Raw genomic sequence first — 17,558 nt, 5'->3', positions numbered from 1 at the left:
GGGTCAGGCGGACTTCCGCTCGGTCAGCCGATCGGCGGCGGTGATCGGGGCGTCGGAGCTGACCAGGTAGCGCTGCAGTGTCGAGCGGTCGTCCAGGAGCAGCCAGTCGATGTCATCGCTGAGCTCGGGACGGCGGTCCTTGGTGGTGATGCCGAGGCGAGCACCGGGGGCGACGGTCGCGTTCTGAGCCACCGATGCCGGAGTCGCGCCGAGCTTGACGACCGCGGATGTGGCAACCGTGGCTTCGATCTGCGGGTCGATCGCCAGCGCGATCCGGGCGTGCCCTGCGGCGCCACGGGCGATCAGCACTCGGGCCAGCCGGTTCGCCCAACGATCCAGCTCGACGTTGGCGAGCGTCCCCGAGTTGCCCAGGACCGCGGCCTGCTCGAGCTCGGCTGCGTTGCGCAGGCGCGGCTGCAGCTGGATGACGTTAGTGGCGGGCGTTTCGACCAGAGTGCTCATTGCGATCCCCTCAAAGGTTCCGTCTTGTTTCTCGGTGTACCTCTAATCTCCCTGCTGGGAGGGGCTGGCGACAGCTACCCAAGCGCTGGTAGGCGCACTCCAAGGGTGTGCGAATCCATACCCAAGGTGTGCGAGGAAGACCGGCCGATCAAGCCATTCGCAATGACAACGGAGTGAGTTTTGCGAGCAAGGAGTGCGTGGCCTGTTTTCGCGTCCGAGTTGTTGATGTGCATGTGGCGCGGGCACGAGTCTCGCCCTTCCGGCACGCGTACATCAGGTGCCGAACGCCCCGCCCTCACCAACCCCAACGGAGCGAGTCTTACGAGCGAGGAGTTCGCGGCCCGTCTCGCGTCCGAGTCGTCGAAGCGCATGCGACGAAGTCGCGAGTCTCGACGGCTCGGACGCGAGACACCAGGGGGCCGCGAACACGCCGCGGCGGAGCCGCGGCCATTAAACAGAGCCCGCGAACACGCCGCGCCCGCGCGGCCGAAAACTCAGACGGCGCGCCGCGGGCGTGCCAAATTCAACACAGGTACCGTACGGCCGTGACTTCTGTGGAACCCCCCGAGCACGTGCGCGCCACGTTCGGTCTGCGCGAAGTGACCCCGGTTTCGCTGGGAGACTGGGACGGCGGCTGGCGGCTCGGTGACGTGGTGCTGAGCCCGATCGCCGATCATGCCAGGGCGGCATGGTCGGCGAAGGTCCGCGAAACCCTCAAAGTTGACGGTCTACGCCTGGCCCGCCCCGTGCGCGCCACCGACGGCCGCTACGTGGTATCCGGTTGGCGCGCCGATACCTATCTGGAAGGTGTGCCCGAGCCACGCTATGACGAGGTCGTTTCGGTATCGCTGCGGCTACATCAGGCCACGGCGGAGCTGGAACGACCACGGTTCCTGGTGCAACCGCCGGTCGCCCCCTGGGTCGATGTCGACGTCTTCGTCGCCGCCGATCGTGCCGCCTGGGAGGCGGTGCCGCTGCGGAGTCTGCGCTCCGGTGGCATCACTCCGGCAACTTCTCCCGACGGCCAGCGCAGTATGGAACTGATCGGCCAGCTGGCCACCCTGCGCAAGCCGGTTCAAACCCCCGCGCAACTGGTGCACGGTGACTTGTTCGGCACGGTTCTTTTCGCCGGAGTCTTCACGCCCGGTCTCACCGACATCACGCCGTACTGGCGCCCGGCAGCATGGGCCGCCGGTGTCATCGTCGTCGACGCACTCGCCTGGGGCGGCGCCGACGACGGCCTGCTCGACCGGTGGTCCGATCTACCCGAATGGCCGCAGATGTTGTTGCGCGCGGTCATGTTTCGGCTTGCTGTGCATGCGCTACATCCCCGCTCGACGCCCGATGCGTTCCCCGGACTGGCGCGGACCGCGGATATGGTTCGCCTGATGCTCTGAGTTTCGTCTCGACCGCGCGATCGCCCGGTTATCCGATCTGCGTCGTGTGCTGCAACGGTTGCTTTATGCTCGGACAATCGCCACCAGGCGGCGTTGTGCTACCTGCTTTGCGGGCCACCGGGATGCTGTGTGGTTGCCCGTGTTCGGACGGCTCTGCGACCGGTTCGGGTGATGCCGGAATGGAACCAGATCGGACCCTCGTGGAGCCAGCGTAAGCGTTGTGCCCGTGCTAATTTGACGTTCGTGGACGCGGTGTGGACCGGCGCGCCTGCGACATGGGGTGAGGACGGCAGCAGGTGAGAATCCAACCGAGGCAACAGATTCTGGATGTATGGCGCGCCATGCTCGCCGCGTGCTGGGATGGCAGGGATTGGCGTTGGGGCGGTCGGACGGACGCCAACTCTATCAGCGATTCCGAGCAGTTGCTCTGCCTGCTGTATCCGGCCACCGAGATCGATATCTTCGCGCTGGACAATCCGGATCGGATGGAAGACGACGTCAGTTCGGTTCTGGAACCGCTCGGCGGTCCGAAGCAGATCGGCAGTTTCGTTGTGTGGCTGCTCGAGCGTTATATCGAGCAGAACACCCGTGACGACGGACAGCCGGACTTCTCCGCGGGCAGCTATCTGCGTTCCGCCGATGAGCGCGAACCCAATGCGGCACAGCGCCGCATCGAGGTTGTCGACTCGTACTCGATGTCGCTGACCGTCTGTATGGCGGGTCTGCGCTTCCTGCGCGCCTTCCGCGGTTGGGCGCGACCGGGGGAGCTGACGCAGCGGATCGATATTCTCTCCGGGCAGCTCAGCGCGCGGCTCACCGCGGCGATGACCGGACTGGTCCGCAGCTTCGTCGTCAATACGGTGAAACCGAAATCCCCTGAGGGACAGGCCATTCTGGGGATGTTGAACCAGACCGGTGAGCCCGAGCAGGCCATGGTCGACGGTGTGCGGCGCAGTCTGGAACGGGTGCGGGCGCGGTTGCGCAGTGATGTCACCCTGGGCCAGGAGGAATCGGTCAGGGAGCTCGAGGACGAGAATCTGCTGTTCGAATGCGGCTGGAGTTGGGGTATAGCGCGCGACGCCACCGAGGTCGACTTCGTCGAGGCGCAGATCGCGAGTGAGAAGGGTATCGCCGATCCGCGCCCGTATCTGTATTTCACGGTCGTCGCGTTGGACGGCATCAACGACCTGGTCTCCCCACGCACCGGTGAGCTGGGTCTGCTCGACGAGAAACAGCACCGACTGGCGCAGGCCCTGCGTACCCGCTGGGAGTTGACCCAGCGCTACTGGTCGACGGTCGCGCGCTTCGGCTCGGGCAGTTGGCCGCTGGAGGATATTCCGTGGCGCACCTCCGACGGCGAGCAGTCGGACTACTTCAGTCTCATCGTATCCGCCGTACTGATCCAGGATCTGGTCGCGCGTACCGCCTCCGATGACGACTTGACGAGGGCGGTGGCCATTTTCGACGAGTTGGCCGGCCGCGGCCGGATCATTCGCCGCACCATGCACGATGACCCGGCGGTCGCGCTGCACACTCCCGGCGTGCGACTGACCCTGCGGGGCAGTGAGGTCGTCGATGCCGGACCGACACTGCAGTGGGAGGTTTCGGACTTCTCGGCGGTACTGCTCAAGCGAATGCTGCAGGCGGCCAGGCTGTCCAACAATGTCGCGGCCCGCGACAAGCTGATGGAATTGGCCAAATCGGTGATGGAGCATCTGGATCGCCGCATGCTGCGGGCCGGAGCGCCCGGACTGTGGGACGATCCGGCGGGCGCGTTCGGTGAGAACGGCGATGCCGAGGTCACAAAACCGTCCTGGTACATGACCGAACGCGTCATCGAATGTCTGGTTGCCGCGGACCGGACCTACCGTGAACCGCCGCCCAATTGGCCGGATCTGCAGGACGTCGCGCGGGTCATGCTGAATACCGCCGAGCATCGGTTCGATCAGGAGATGCTCGGTGTCAGCATCGATGACACCTCGGGCAACCGCGCCGCGCTCGATCGGGTGGAGGACCATATCGATCAGGCCAGGCGGTTGGTGCGCGAGGATTCCGCGACCACCTTCGTGCACGCCCTCGACGCGCTGCGTGAACTCGACCGACTGGCCGCCGCCCGCCGTGATGCGACAAGGAACCCCTAGCGCATGATCGTATTCGCGACCTCTGACAAGGGCGGCACCGGCCGCTCGGTGACCAGCTGCAATCTCGCCTATCGGATGTGTGTGCGGGGTAAGCGGGTCGCCTATCTGGATTTCGATTTCGGTTCCCCGACCGCGGGTGCGCTTTTCGAGATCAGCGGTGTGGAGCGCGGTATTTCCAGTGGCGACGGCCTCCATTCCTATTTGCTGGGCAAAGTGGGCGTCGCCGCGCGAATCGATGTGCGGGATAACACCGATCGCCGTGAATTGCGCAAGATGCGCACGCGAACCGGCAAGCTGTTCCTATTGCCCGGCGATGCGGGTGGCGCGGAGTTCACCAAGATCGATGACCTTACCCTGGAAAACTGCGCCAAGTTGCTGCTCGAACTCGACCAGGACTTCGATGTCTGCATTGTCGATCTCAGCGCGGGCCGCTCGGTGGCGATGGAAATCGCGCTCAAGGCAACGGCTTTGCCGCAGCTGGCCACCCGCACGGTGCGCTGGTTGGTGTTTCACCGCTGGACCCGTCAGCACATCATCGCCGCACACGGTTTAGTGCGCGGGCAGTACGGAATTCTCGATTGCGGTGCGGGCGCGGGGCACGATCCCGAGGTGCTGCTGGACAACATCAGGTACGTGCGTACCGCAGTGCCGCAATTGAACGAGGCCACCGAATCTCCTGGGCCGCAGGCGGCTTGGTTGCATCAGCAGGACTCCATGTTGAAACGGCTGGCATCGACGAACAAGGTCGGTGCGAGCGCGATGCTCGGCGAGACCCCGGTCGAGCCGGTATTGCAATGGCGCGAACAGCTGATTCTGGATATCGACGTGCAGAAGGAGATTGCCAACAAGGCAACCGTCGAGGCCTTCGATACGCTCGCCGATCGTGTGCTCGATCCAGCCACCTGGCGCCGAATCTGAATCGACCGAACTCGAGCACACCGTCGGATGAAAGGGGATATCGAGTACATGGAGCATGCCGCAGGCTACAGCGAGGCCACCGAGCACCCGCGCGTCGCCAAGGTGCCGCTTTCTCATGTGTCGATCGAAGTCGGACATTTCTATATGCATGATCTGGCCAATGGGGAGGAGAAGATTCGCGCGCAGTTCCGCCGGATCGTGCCGCTGGTCACGGCATTCACCGAGGCCGCGAAAATCGAATTCGGTCCACGAGCCAGGGTGAGCACCTGCTTTCTGGTCGATGACTATTTCCGGTCCGATACCAATCCCGGCGAAATCCTCGACAAATTGCTGCGCAATGCCGACGAATGTGGTTTGACTATCGACTATTTGGCGCGCGAGGCGGGATGCTGGGAGGTTCCGGCCGCCGAATACGGCGCGGTGAGCGCACCGCGTATCGAGCTGGCCGAATTGGTCCGCGCCCGCATCGTGGCCGAACCGCCGGAGGGCGCGAACGGTCGCAGGCCACCCACCGCGGAATCCGGCTGGCTGTGCAATGGCCGACGTGCCTCCGATGATCCCTCGGAGCAGGCGATGCACGACGAGCCGTACGAACCGGCCGAGGAGTTCGGGCGGCGCGAGCATTCGATTTTCCTCGATGTCGAAATGTGGAGTAAGCAGACCCGAAAGGTGAACGGACGCAAGGAAGTATTCACCAAGTGGTCCTGCCCGTATCTGGCCTCCATCTGGCAGTTGCTGCGACTCGGCATGCTGCGATTCGACGGTATGCCGGTGGTCGAGCCACAACCGTGGGAGCCGGGTGTGCCGTGGCCGGGCAGTTGGTGGGAGATGCCAGCGGTGGTCCAACTGAATCCGCGGGCCAAACCATTTGCCGCATATCGGTCACTTTCGCTGCTGCCGCAGCGATATCTGGGTATCGAGCACGCGGTACGGGTAATACTCGATCACATCCAACTCGACGACGAAGTGGTGGATCAGATCGTCGCCAGGGGCAACGAGGAGGGTATCGACGTATCGCGCAAGGTGACCGAACGCCTCACCCATTTCCTGCTGGACGGATCCTGACGTGAACGAACCGAACGATTCGGCCGCGCGCCGGATGCGCACGGCTCGGTCGACGCCGCACCTGCGGCAGCTGCGTCGCGGCCGAGCCGTGCGCCTGCTGGTGCGTGCCGGTGCGGCACAGAACAGGACACCCGTCGGCCCCCTGGTCGTATTCGGTGAGGTGGACACCTGTCTGCTGCCCGCTGCGACGCCGCTGACGCGCGGTGATCTCGAGGAACTGCTCGAGCTGGTGCCGGGCCGTCCGATGCTGTGGCGGGAGCGGCCGATGTCGCTCGCGGTTTCGCCGACCACTGCCGAGGGTGTGGATTGTCGGTTGGCGGCCCCGTCGCATCCCGACGTGCGGGCGATCGGCACCGTGGCAACGCATGCGGTCGTCGTCGGCGGACGAGTGCTGCAGAGTTCGGCACGTACCAGGGTCGTTCGAGCCGCTGGCGATCAGCGCCGGACGTGGTCGCACTATCTGAGCCAGGTCGGCGTATCCGAGGTGATCACCAAGGTCACCGCGGAAACCGGCGCCCGGCTGGCCGAGGGCTTTCTGGCCGCGGGGCCGCCGCCGGGGGGCACCCTCGATCTCGCGTCGATCGCCAATCGGCTGCTCGGCCGCATCCGGATGGATCACCGCCTGGACCAGAACACGCCGGTGCAATCCGGAACGACTCGGCTGCGTTGGGCGGCGCGAATCGGCGATCCGGCGCAGCCGGTGGTGTGGTTCCGGTTGCGCGACGATACGGTCCGCACCGCGTTGATCACCGTGCGCAGCGAGGCGGAACTGGCCGATGTGCAGCGGTTCTGTGAGGATCTCGCGGTGCACGATTGGTTGCTGTCGGTCACCGCCGCGGCGCTGGAGCAGTCCGATCTGTACCTGCCGGGCAGTGCGGAGTCGGTGGAGGTGCTGGCTCCGGTGCTGCACCACCTGGCACATCTGTGGGTGCCCGGCGCGCATACGCCCCCGGCGCTGCGCGGACTGTGGACGCAGCTGAACACCGATCCGGACTTCACCGCGGGACGGCGGGCATTGATCGATCAGCTGCACAATCGGTTGCTGGTGGCGACCCTGGATGCGGTGCGGCACACCAGGATCGGCACCGAGGACTACAGTGCGGATTAGCAGATACCGCGGCGTCAGATTCGGAACCATCGCCGGACCAGCAGCGCGAAGAACAGCGAATTGAGCACGAGTCCGGCGTAGGCCTCGATGACCAGCAGCGTGCGTCCGGCGCCCCTGATGTCCTCGAGATCGCCGAGCCCGAGTGGATTCAGATAGTTGATCAGGCACATGTGCAGTGCGGTCGGGATGGGCTGGCCGTCAGTCGCCCACAGCACGAAGGTGCCGATGAGTAGGACGGCCGCGATCCAGCCGAGCAGCCGGAATGGCCGAAAACCATAGCCGCACAGCCATTCCAGGGTCCAGTGCGGGATCCGCTTCCAGACCGGATCGATGGCGCGGCAGCGAGCCTGCGCCAAGGCATGCCCGCAGCGGTCCTGGGCGTCGAAGTCCTCCTCGACCCGGTGCAGGCCCACCGCGCGTTTGAAGGCCAGTACGGCATGTTGGGGCAGGTCGGCGGCGATCAGCGCGCGGCCGAGATGCTCATAGGTTTCGGCGATCCGGATGTTCTGGGTGCGGCTCAGTCGGCGTGGTCCGCGGAATTCGACTTCGGCGGCGAGCAGCGCCGTCAATGCGGGCAGTGGTCCGTCGCCGTCCGCGGCGGGTTCCTGGGCCACCTCGTAGATATGGGAGAAGACCAGGCTGTCGCCGGGCTGGGAGATCTTCGCCGGGTCGTAGTCGAGCTCCAATGTCTCGACGTGGGTGTTGAAGGAGTCGAGTAGCCGCTGTTCGGACTCGGCTCCGGCCTGTTGGAAGTAGTCGGCGATCTCGCCGGCGTAGCGGTCGGCATGCCGGCCGATCAGCATGGTCATCGAATTGACAGCAGGTGACAGTTGGGATAGGCCCGCATATTCGGTCATCGTGTATTCCCCCGGGTGCAGCCGTCACGTTGGACGTGATACCCACCATACCAATGACATTCGACTATCAATCCGGTGCGCGAGTGCCCTTGAGCCAGTGCTTGTCATTCGGTCCGGGGAACTGCGCGGTGGTCGGCCATGGATCGATGCGATGCACCAGCACATCTCGCGGTTCGTTTGCGCCGAAGTAGCGCTGTTCGTGTCCGGCCCAACGGAATCCAGCGTTCTTGTACAGCTTGGCCGTGCGTTGGTCGGTGGGTCGCACCGTGAGATACACCGAATCCGCCTGTGCGGTGCGGCAACTCGATACGGCATGGTCCAGCAGCGCACGGCCGAGGCCGCGGTTGCGGTAGTTCGGTGCGACCGCGAGACCCATGACCCAGCCGCGTCGGCGGGTGCCGACGCCGACGAGTGCGTAACCGCGCACTCTGCCGCCGATTTCGGCCACCACCCAATCGGGTCCGTGCAGGTCGAACAGTTGCCGCAGCGTCACATACGGGTAGCACAGCTCGCCGAAGTGTTCCCGCTCCAGTGCGGCGATGTCGTCGAGATCGGCCAATCGCGCGGTCCGGAACACCGGTTCCCCCTCGGATCTATCCAATGCTCACCCTCCCGATGTGAGTCTGCTTTCCAGCGTAAAGTGCTGGCGCACTTGACGGACCGGGACCGCCGAAAACGATCCCTACTCAGTCGCGGATAGTGATGCGGATGGTTGCCATCTCGCCGGAGCCCCCTCGTGCTGCCTACTGATTCGGCGTGATATCCACCATAGCAATGTGATTCGACGAAGACAGCCGAATGCCGCGCTGGGGACCTCTTCCAGCGCGGCATTCGGGTCTAGCGGGGGATGTGGTTATACGTTGGCGTAGGCCAGGGAGGGGACGCGCGCCACGGCGAACGAGGAGCGCAGGTAGCAGAACCAGGTGACCGCGGCCATCACCAAGAAGGCGCCGGCGTAGGCCCAGAAGGCCGGGTTCATGCTGTGGAAGTTGATATTGGACAGGCGAAGTGCCTGCTGGAGCAGGTAGCCGCCGGAGGCGCCGATCGCGCCGATGACACCGATCGCGGCACCGGCCTGACGCTTGGCCGAGGCCGCCGCGTCGACGAGGTCGAGTCCGTGTTCGGCGGCGTACTTCTTGGCTTCGGCGTTGAAGATGGACGGGATCATCCGGTAGGTCGAACCGTTGCCGATACCGCTCAGCACGAACAGCAGCAGGAATGCGATCAGGTAGAGCGGGAAGCTCTTCGCCTTCAGCCCGGCCATGATCAGTACACACGCGATCGCCATGCCACCGAAGACATAGATGGTCATCTTGGCGCCGCCGACTTTATCGGAGATCCAGCCGCCGAACGGACGACTGAACGAGCCGACCAGCGCGCCGAGGAAGGCGAGGTTGCCGAGGGTCGTAATCCAGCCGATCTTTGCCAGATCCGGGAAGTTGGCCTTGATCAGCGTCGGGAAGGCGAAGGAGAACCCGATGAACGAACCGAAGGTGCCGATGTAGAGGAACGACATCACCCAGGTGTGCTTATTGGTCAGCGCCAGTTTGTAGGACTTGCCGTCGGCCTTGGCGGTGCCGATGCTGTCCATGTACCGCAGCGCGCCGAATATGGCGATCAGGATGAACGGCACCCAGACCAGCACCGACAGCGTGATGCCGAAGCGGTAGCCCGCCGCGTCCTTGGCCATGATGTGCGTGCCGAGGGTGATCAGCAGTGGCAGCACCAACTGGGTCTGCGCCACACCGAGATTGCCGCCCGCGGCGTTGATGCCCAGGGCCGCACCCTTCTTCCCCTCCGGGAAGAAGAACGAGATGTTGGCCATCGACGACGAGAAGTTACCGCCGCCGAAACCGGCCAGCGCGGCCAGGATCATGAATACCCACATGGGGGTGCCGGGGTGGTTGACGAAGTAGGCCAGGCCAAGTGTCGGGATGAGCAGCATGGCCGCACTGAATGCCGTGAACGCGCGTCCGCCGAACTTCGGAATGGCGAAGGTGTACGGAATGCGCAGTGCGGCACCCACGAGCGTCGGGGTCGAGGTCAGCAGCAGGGCGTTGCTCACCGCGGTCGGGTTGCCCTTGCCGAGCCCGGCCAGGAAGTCGAAGCCCGCCAGGCCCATGCTGGTCACCACGGTGCCCCAGATGACCCAGATGCTGAAGCCGAGATTCTCGGCGAAGACGGAAAAGATCAGATTCTTGCGGGCGGTGAGTTTGCCGCCCGATTCCCAGAATTCGGTGTTGTCGGGCTCCCAGTGATCCAGCCAGCGCCCCTTTTTCTGGTGCGTGAATACTGGGGTGTCCGACTGCTGGCCGGTGGCAGCTACTGCGGCAGTCATCGGCTTCCTCTCGATCTGGCTCGGTGGGTTCGCCGAGCTGCGGTCGAGACAAAGGTAGGAGCTGGTTGTTGCGTGTGAATGGCCCCGAGTGACGTTCCAGGCAAATCCGACTCACACGGCCGCGTGCCGCTCGGTGACCAGTTGGTTACCTCATCGGAAGCAACGGTTTCGGTCGGTCGACCAGAAGTTTTAGCGGTCCGGATATTCGGCGATCAGCGAAGCGAGGAAACATTGCGCGGCCTGCGCCGCTCGATCCGGATCGCCATCGATAACGGCCTGCACCAATTCATTGTGCTCCGCGTCGTAGGCGTCGTCGGATTTCGCGGACCGCGCCCGGATCACCTGTTCGATAATCGGCAGCAGCGAATCGTAGAACTCGAGATATATCGCGTTGTGGCTGGCGACGACGATCGCGCGATGCAGTTCCACATCGGCCTCGATCGCCGCGACGTTCTGTTCGTCCCAGTGCTGCTGGCTGCGTTCCTCCAGCAGCCGCCGCAGATTCGCGATATCGGTCTCATCGCGCCGGCGCGCGGCCAGTGCCGCGGCATTGGTGTCCAGCGCCATGCGCAGCTCCAGCACATCGCGCTCCTCCGCATCGGCAAAGTACTTCGCGAGGGTGCCGCCGACCTCCGAGGCCGCGATGACATAGGTGCCCGAGCCTTGGCGACGCTCCAGCATCCCGGCGTGGACGAGGGCCTGCACCGCCTCGCGCACTGTATTCCGCCCGGTTCCGGTGAGCTCGGTGAGCTCCGGTTCGGTGGGGATTCGGGAGCCGATAGGCCAACGGCCGGAACGAATTTCGGCACGCAGCTGCTCGGTTACCTGGGCAATGAGGCTGGTCCGCCGGACGGGTTGCACGGCATCAGAGTACCGCCCATCACAAATCCTTGCCTCCTATCATGGGGTCATCCTATGATTTCGCGGTGACTGCAACTCTCCCGGAAACTACGACTCGCCCGGATTATCTCCGGGTCGAGCGGCGCAAACGTGCACTGACGGAAGGCCGACTGCTCGTCCTCGCCGCCATTGTGACGTCCGCGCTCACCCTCCGGGTCGCCGTCACCGCATTCTCGCCACTGGCCGAGCGCATCGGCGCCGATATCGGTTACTCGACGGCCGTCGTCGGTGTCTTCGGCATGATCCCGACGCTGATGTTCGCGGTTTCTGGTTTGCTCACCCCGCTTTTCGTGCGCCGGATGGGACTGGAGCGCACCGCACTGGTCGCGATGCTGATGGCTGGACTCGGCATGCTGATTCGGGCGGTAGTCGGCGGCACGGCCGAACTACTGATCTTCTCCGCGTTGGCCCTCGGCGGCATGGGCATCGGCAATGTGGTGATTCCGCCGCTGGTCAAACGTTACTTCCCGGACCGGCTCGCGGTGGTCAGCTCGCTGTACATCACCATGGTCCAGCTCGGCACCGTGGTGCCCGCGCTGATCGCGGTGCCGGTCGCCGACGCACACGGTTGGCGGATCTCCTTGGGGCTGTGGGCAATTCTCGGCTTCGCCGCCGCGCTGCCGTGGCTCGGTGTGCTGCGTGATCGCCGCGGCCACGACCAGGTCGACAGCACCGCGCTGCCGCAGCGGACCCAGGGCCGCAAGGGAAAGGTATGGCGTTCGCCGGTGGCCTGGGGCATGGCGGGCATGTTCGGCATGACCTCGCTGACCACCTACGCCATGTTCACCTGGCTGCCCAAGATCCTGTCCGAGGCGGGTGCGAGTGCCGCATTCGGCGGGACCATGGTCGGTGTGTTCGCGCTGGTCGGCCTGGTGTCGGCATTCACCGCACCGACGGTGGTCGCGCGGTTCCGCAATCCGTTCGGGTTCGTAGTTGGCTGTGTCGTCTTCTTTTTCACCGCATTCGCCGGACTGCTGCTCGCGCCGATGAGTGCGCCGCTGCTGTGGGTCGTGCTGTTGGGCCTCGGTCCGAGCACCTTCCCGATGGCGCTGACGCTGATCAATATGCGCACCAGAACCCCGCAGGGTTCGGCCGCGCTGTCGGGCTTCACCCAGGGCGTCGGATACGCGGTGGCCTGCGTCGGTCCGGTGCTGTTCGGGATGCTGCACAGCGCGACCGAGGGCTGGGCCGCACCGTTCGCGATGCTCGTCGTCGCGGTGCTGGTGCTGCTCATCGGCGCATGGCAGGCCTGCAAGCCGCGCATGCTCGAAGACACCTGGGGCTGACGCCGCGTCCAGACGACTTCTGCCGTATCGAGCGGTGGCGAATCTGTCCGGCACCCTCGGTGAGGATCTCATCGGCCAGCACCGCGACCGGCAGTTCCGAGCGAAATTACTTATCGCCGATCCCGAACTGCTGGCGAAGATGACGCCGGATGTGGAGGGTTTCCGTCGAACGCAGTCGAACGGTGGTCGCGCACGCCGCATCCGACCGCCATATGACTACGCCCGGCGAGCGGGTGGCGTGGGTGGACGAGGCACTGCGAGCTCACAACTCGAGTTGCGAGGTTGTGCGGGGGCGGCCATGCTGTGCGTGGCGGATCACATCGTGACAATGCGAGGGAGCGCGTGCGTCACACCTCACGCGCCGGTAATTCGAAGATCGGCTGTTTGTGACGTGCGGAAACCGGTGTGTCACATGGCCGAAACATTTCGTTGAAACTCACCCGGCTTTCCCGGTAATCGTGAGCAACCGTTGATTTGACGGTCATTTGGGGCAGCATTTCGGCAATACCCGTTTCCTACCGTGGGGCTAACCGATTTTGGGAGGCCCCTGTTGAGCACGCTGACGCGTAACCACAACATCGAGCATTGGGATGCCGAGGATGTCGCGGCCTGGGAGGCCGGTGGCAAAGACGTCGCCAGGCGCAATCTGATCTGGTCGGTCTTCGCCGAGCATGTCGGGTTCTCGGTGTGGTCCATCTGGTCGGTCATGGTGCTGTTCATGCCAACCGACAAGTTCGGCATCGATCCGGCTGGCAAGTTCTTCCTGGTCGCCATGCCGACGCTGGTCGGTGCGTTCCTGCGCATTCCCTACACCGTGGCCACGGCGCGCTTCGGCGGTCGCAACTGGACCATCTTCAGTGCCACGCTGCTGCTCATTCCGACGCTGCTCACGCTGTACTTCATCAATCAGCCGGGCACCTCGTACACGACCTTCCTGGTGGTGGCCGCATTCGCCGGATTCGGCGGCGGCAATTTCGCCTCCTCGATGACCAATATCAATGCCTTCTACCCACAGCGGCTGAAGGGCTGGGCGCTCGGGCTGAACGCGGGCGGTGGAAATATCGGCGTGCCCGTCATCCAGCTGGTCGGTCTGCTGGTCATCGCCACCCTCGGCAACGGCTACGCCTCGCTGATCTGCGCGATCTACCTCGTGCTCGTCGCGCTGGCCGGTGTCGGCGCGGCGCTGTTCATGGACAACCTGAAAAACCAGAAGGCCGATCTGTCCTACATGATCACGGCGCTCAAGGTGCCGCAGTCCTGGGCGATCGCCTTCCTCTACATCGGCACCTTCGGTTCGTTCATCGGCTACAGCTTCGCCTTCGGTCAAGTGCTGCAGATCAGCTTCAAGGCCGGTGGTGACACCGTCGCGCAGGCCACACTGCACGCCGCGCAGATCGCGTTCATCGGTCCGCTGCTCGGTTCACTGGCCCGGCCGTACGGCGGCAAGTTGGCCGACCGGATCGGCGGTAGCCGAGTCAGCATGTACACCTTCGCCGTGATGACCGCGGCCGCTGTCCTGGTGGCCGTGGCGAGCGCTGCGGGTGACCGCAGCGGCGGAGTACCGAGCGGCGCCGCGATGACCGCGCTGGTGGCCGGATTCATCGCGCTGTTCGTGGTGTCCGGTATCGGCAACGGCGCGGTCACCAAGATCATCCCGTCGGTCTTCGACGCCAAATCCAAGAGCCTGGACGCGAGTCCGGCCGCCCAGGCCTCCTGGTCACAGAACACATCCGGTGCGCTCATCGGTTTCGTCGGCGCGATCGGTGCGCTCGGCGGCGTCGCGATCAACCTCGTGCTGCGCTCCTCCTACGCCTCGACCAAATCGGCGACCACCGCGTTCTGGGTCTTCATGGCCTTCTACGTGGCCTGCGCCGCGGTGACCTATCTGGTGTTCCTGCGCCGCCCGCGCGGCGGCGTCGACTCCGAGGTCGTCACGGAGGCCGAGGCGCTCGTCCTCGAAGCCGAGGCAGGCAACTCGTCCCAGTCCACCAGCACGTCGGCCCGAGCCTGACGCCCTATCACCATCGGAGGACAGTCATGAACTCGACAGTCGACCCCACCCAGCGCAAGACCGTCGTGGTCGTCGGCCACGGCATGGTCGGGCACCGCTTCGTCGAGGCGCTGCGGTCCCGGGACGAGGCAGGCCAGTGGCAGGTCGTCATCCTCAGCGAGGAGCAGCTGCCCGCCTACGACCGCGTCGGACTCTCGTCGTACGTCGGCAACTGGGAGGCCGCCGCGCTGGCGCTGCCCGGTAACGAATACGTCGGTGACGAGCTGGTCGAGCTGCGCCTTGGCCAGTCCGCGCAGTCCATCGACCGCGAGGCGCGCAAGGTCACCACCTCGGCGGGCGACACCATCGCCTACGACGCGCTGGTGCTGGCGACCGGTTCGTACCCGTTCGTACCGCCGGTCCCTGGCCACGATCTGCCGGAGTGCTTCGTCTACCGGACAATCGATGACCTGGACGGCATCCGCGCGGCAGCCGCCGCGGCCGGACCCGGCGCGGCCGGTGTGGTCGTCGGTGGTGGTCTGCTCGGTCTGGAGGCGGCCAACGCGCTGCGTCTGCTCGGTATGACGCCGCATGTGGTGGAGTTCAACCCCCGTCTGATGCCCGCCCAGGTCGACGAGGGTGGTGGCGCCATCCTGGAGAAGCTGGTCGTCGATCTGGGGCTACAGGTGCACACCGGTGTCGGCACCGCATCAATCGAGACCGTCGCGGACGCGGAAACGGCTGAGCGCCTGAAGGTTACGCTCTCCGACGAGACGGTGATCGAGGCCGGACTGGTGGTCTTCTCCGCCGGTGTCCGCCCGCGCGACCAGATCGCCCGCGACAGCGGCATCGAGGTCGGCCCGCGCGGTGGCATCATCACCGACCTGGGTCTGCAGACCTCCGATCCTAATATCTACGCGATCGGCGAATGCGCTGCGGTGGAAGGCGTTTGCTACGGCCTCGTCGCCCCCGGCTACACCACCGCCGAGATCGTCGCGGACCGATTGCTCGGTGGCGCGGGCGAATTCCCCGGCGCGGACATGTCGACCAAGCTCAAGCTGCTCGGCGTCGATGTGGCCAGCTTCGGTGATGCGCACGGCACCACCGAGGGCGCGCTGTCGGTCGTGCTGCACGACGCCGCCAAGGGCACCTACGCGAAACTCGTCGTCTCCGACGACGCACAGATCCTGCTGGGCGGCATCCTGGTCGGTGACGCGACCGCGTACTCGGCGCTGCGTCCGCTGGTCGGGCGTCCGCTGCCCGCCGAACCGGCAGCGCTGATCTCACCCGCCGGTGCCGAACTCGGCGCCGACTCGCTGCCCGACGATGCCCAGATCTGTTCCTGCAACAACGTTTCCAAGGGTGCGATCTGCGGGGCCATCGAAGAGGGCGCCTGCGATATCGCGGGTATCAAGAAGTGCACGTCCGCGGGAACCTCTTGCGGCGGTTGCGTTCCGATGCTCAAGAAGCTGCTCGAGCAGTCCGGCGTGGAGATGTCCAAGGCGCTGTGCGAGCACTTCTCGCAGTCGCGGGCCGAGCTGTTCCAGATCGTCCAGGTCACCGGCATCCGCACCTTCTCCGCCCTGATCGCCAAGCACGGCACGGGCACCGGCTGCGATATCTGCAAGCCGACGGTCGCCTCCATCCTGGCCTCCACCTCGAGCGATCACATCCTCGACGGCGAACAGGCCGCGCTGCAGGACACCAACGACCACTTCCTGGCGAATTTGCAGAAGAACGGCACCTACTCGGTGGTGCCGCGGATGCCCGGCGGTGAGGTCACCCCGGATCAGCTGATCACCATCGGTCAGATCGCCAAGGAATTCGACCTCTACGTCAAGGTCACCGGTGGTCAGCGCATCGACCTGTTCGGCGCCCGTGTCGAACAGCTGCCGCAGATCTGGCAGCGCCTGGTCGATGTCGGCATGGAATCCGGGCACGCGTACGGCAAGTCGCTGCGCACCGTGAAGAGCTGCGTCGGCTCCACCTGGTGCCGCTACGGCCAGCAGGATTCGGTCGGCATGGCCGTACTGCTCGAGAAGCGCTACCGCGGCCTGCGCTCGCCGCACAAGCTGAAGCTGGCCGTCTCCGGTTGCGCCCGGGAATGTGCCGAGGCGCGCGGTAAGGACGTCGGTGTGATCGCCACCGAGCAGGGCTGGAACCTGTATGTCGGTGGTAACGGCGGTCTGACCCCGAAGCATGCGGTCCTGCTGGCCGGTGAACTCGACGACGAGACGCTGATCAAGTACATCGACCGGTACCTGATGTTCTACATTCGCACCGCCGACCGGCTGCAGCGCACCGCGCCGTGGCAGGAGGCGCTGGAGGGTGGCATCGAGTACCTCAAGCAGGTCGTGTGCGAGGACAGCCTCGGTATCGCCGCGGATCTGGAGGCGGCCATGGCCCAGCATGTCGCCGGTTACCGCGACGAATGGGCCGCGGTGCTCGAGGACGAGGAGAAACTGTCGCGTTTCGTGTCCTTTGTCAATGCTCCGGAAGAGGCAGATCCGACCATTTCGTTCGATGAGACCGGGGAGCGGAAGGTGCCTGTGTTGCTCGGCATACCGGAAATCCCGGTCGCCACACACGGGAAATAGCCGCTTAACCCCGAAGAAACAGGACGCCGGTACCAATGGGTAAGGCGTTTGGAGGATGACACCGATGACCGTGATGGATACCCCCGGCATTGCCACAGCTACCACTGTGTTGACCCATGACTTGCCATCCCCTTCGGGTTGGACGCAGGCGTGCCGACTCGACTACCTGATTCCCGGCCGCGGCGTCGCGGTGTTGCTGAAGGGCGGCCGTCAGGCCGCTCTATTCCTGATGACCGACGGCACCCTCGCCGCCGTCGGCAATATCGATCCGATCGGTCGCGCGGCAGTCATGTCGCGCGGGATCGTCGGTGACCGCGGCGGTATTCCGGTCGTGGCCTCACCGCTGCTGAAGCAGGCGTTCTCGCTGCTGGACGGGCGCTGCTTGGACGACGACTCGGCGACGCTGCCGGTATACGCGGTGCGCGTCGAGGACGGCATCGTTTCGGTTTCCAATGAGCCGGTTGATGCCGGTCTTGTCGCCGCGGACGGTGGATAAAGC

Annotated in this window: 14 protein-coding genes; 9 read left to right on the top strand and 5 right to left on the bottom strand. The window is 65.1% G+C overall.

Annotated features, from left to right (window positions below; translation table 11 throughout):
* Window positions 1-3 precede the first annotated feature (3 nt).
* Window positions 4-462, bottom strand: a complete 459-nt coding sequence (locus tag ACIBG0_RS24425; RefSeq protein WP_397035281.1) for a hypothetical protein — start codon at window positions 460-462, stop codon at window positions 4-6.
* Window positions 463-1,007: 545 nt separating this feature from the next.
* Between ACIBG0_RS24425 and ACIBG0_RS24420 the strand changes: the two genes are divergently transcribed.
* The 5 genes from ACIBG0_RS24420 (at window position 1,008) to ACIBG0_RS24400 (ending at window position 7,091) form a co-directional block, all read left to right on the top strand.
* On the top strand, window positions 1,008-1,859 hold the full coding sequence (locus tag ACIBG0_RS24420) for a TIGR02569 family protein (RefSeq protein WP_397035280.1): 852 nt from the start codon (window positions 1,008-1,010) through the stop codon (window positions 1,857-1,859).
* 296 nt (window positions 1,860-2,155) lie between these two features.
* Window positions 2,156-4,000: an SCO2524 family protein gene (locus ACIBG0_RS24415; protein WP_397035279.1), complete on the top strand. Its 1,845-nt coding sequence runs from the start codon at window positions 2,156-2,158 to the stop codon at window positions 3,998-4,000.
* Between the two features lie 3 nt (window positions 4,001-4,003).
* Window positions 4,004-4,918 (top strand): SCO2523 family variant P-loop protein, encoded by a 915-nt coding sequence (locus ACIBG0_RS24410; protein ID WP_397035278.1) that lies wholly within the window; start codon window positions 4,004-4,006, stop codon window positions 4,916-4,918.
* A 27-nt stretch (window positions 4,919-4,945) separates the two neighbouring features.
* Window positions 4,946-5,983: an SCO2522 family protein gene (locus tag ACIBG0_RS24405; protein ID WP_397035277.1), complete on the top strand. Its 1,038-nt coding sequence runs from the start codon at window positions 4,946-4,948 to the stop codon at window positions 5,981-5,983.
* A 1-nt stretch (window position 5,984) separates the two neighbouring features.
* Window positions 5,985-7,091, top strand: coding sequence for an SCO2521 family protein (locus tag ACIBG0_RS24400; RefSeq protein WP_397035276.1), 1,107 nt, complete (start codon window positions 5,985-5,987; stop codon window positions 7,089-7,091).
* Between the two features lie 14 nt (window positions 7,092-7,105).
* Here ACIBG0_RS24400 and ACIBG0_RS24395 read toward each other — a convergent pair whose 3' ends face one another.
* The 4 genes from ACIBG0_RS24395 to ACIBG0_RS24380 form a co-directional block, all read right to left on the bottom strand.
* Window positions 7,106-7,948 carry a hypothetical protein gene (locus tag ACIBG0_RS24395; RefSeq protein ID WP_397035275.1) on the bottom strand — a complete coding sequence of 281 codons (843 nt, stop codon included), beginning with the start codon at window positions 7,946-7,948 and terminating at the stop codon, window positions 7,106-7,108.
* A gap of 67 nt (window positions 7,949-8,015) precedes the next feature.
* Window positions 8,016-8,525, bottom strand: a complete 510-nt coding sequence (locus ACIBG0_RS24390; protein WP_397035274.1) for a GNAT family N-acetyltransferase — start codon at window positions 8,523-8,525, stop codon at window positions 8,016-8,018.
* Between the two features lie 276 nt (window positions 8,526-8,801).
* A complete protein-coding gene (locus ACIBG0_RS24385; protein WP_397035273.1) occupies window positions 8,802-10,286 on the bottom strand; it encodes an MFS transporter in 1,485 nt (494 codons plus the stop codon).
* Between the two features lie 189 nt (window positions 10,287-10,475).
* The gene (locus ACIBG0_RS24380; RefSeq protein WP_397035272.1) at window positions 10,476-11,147 is read right to left on the bottom strand and encodes a FadR/GntR family transcriptional regulator; all 672 of its coding nucleotides are present in this window, start codon (window positions 11,145-11,147) and stop codon (window positions 10,476-10,478) included.
* A gap of 65 nt (window positions 11,148-11,212) precedes the next feature.
* On the opposite strand from ACIBG0_RS24380, the gene ACIBG0_RS24375 reads away from it, so the two are divergent.
* From ACIBG0_RS24375 to nirD, 4 genes are all read left to right on the top strand, one after another.
* On the top strand, window positions 11,213-12,472 hold the full coding sequence (locus tag ACIBG0_RS24375; protein WP_397035271.1) for an MFS transporter: 1,260 nt from the start codon (window positions 11,213-11,215) through the stop codon (window positions 12,470-12,472).
* Between the two features lie 547 nt (window positions 12,473-13,019).
* Window positions 13,020-14,483 carry a nitrate/nitrite transporter gene (locus tag ACIBG0_RS24370; RefSeq protein WP_397035491.1) on the top strand — a complete coding sequence of 488 codons (1,464 nt, stop codon included), beginning with the start codon at window positions 13,020-13,022 and terminating at the stop codon, window positions 14,481-14,483.
* A gap of 26 nt (window positions 14,484-14,509) precedes the next feature.
* On the top strand, window positions 14,510-17,059 hold the full coding sequence (nirB, locus tag ACIBG0_RS24365; protein ID WP_397035270.1) for a nitrite reductase large subunit NirB: 2,550 nt from the start codon (window positions 14,510-14,512) through the stop codon (window positions 17,057-17,059).
* A gap of 64 nt (window positions 17,060-17,123) precedes the next feature.
* Complete coding sequence (gene nirD, locus ACIBG0_RS24360; protein ID WP_397035269.1) at window positions 17,124-17,555, top strand: nitrite reductase small subunit NirD; 432 nt, start codon at window positions 17,124-17,126, stop codon at window positions 17,553-17,555.
* Window positions 17,556-17,558 lie beyond the last annotated feature (3 nt).

Origin of the sequence: Nocardia sp. NPDC050630 (genome assembly GCF_044457245.1) — a bacterium.
In the GTDB taxonomy this organism is placed as follows: domain Bacteria; phylum Actinomycetota; class Actinomycetes; order Mycobacteriales; family Mycobacteriaceae; genus Nocardia.
The sequence above is the reverse complement of the archived record's forward strand: the minus strand, read 5'-3'. Positions and strand labels throughout refer to the sequence as shown.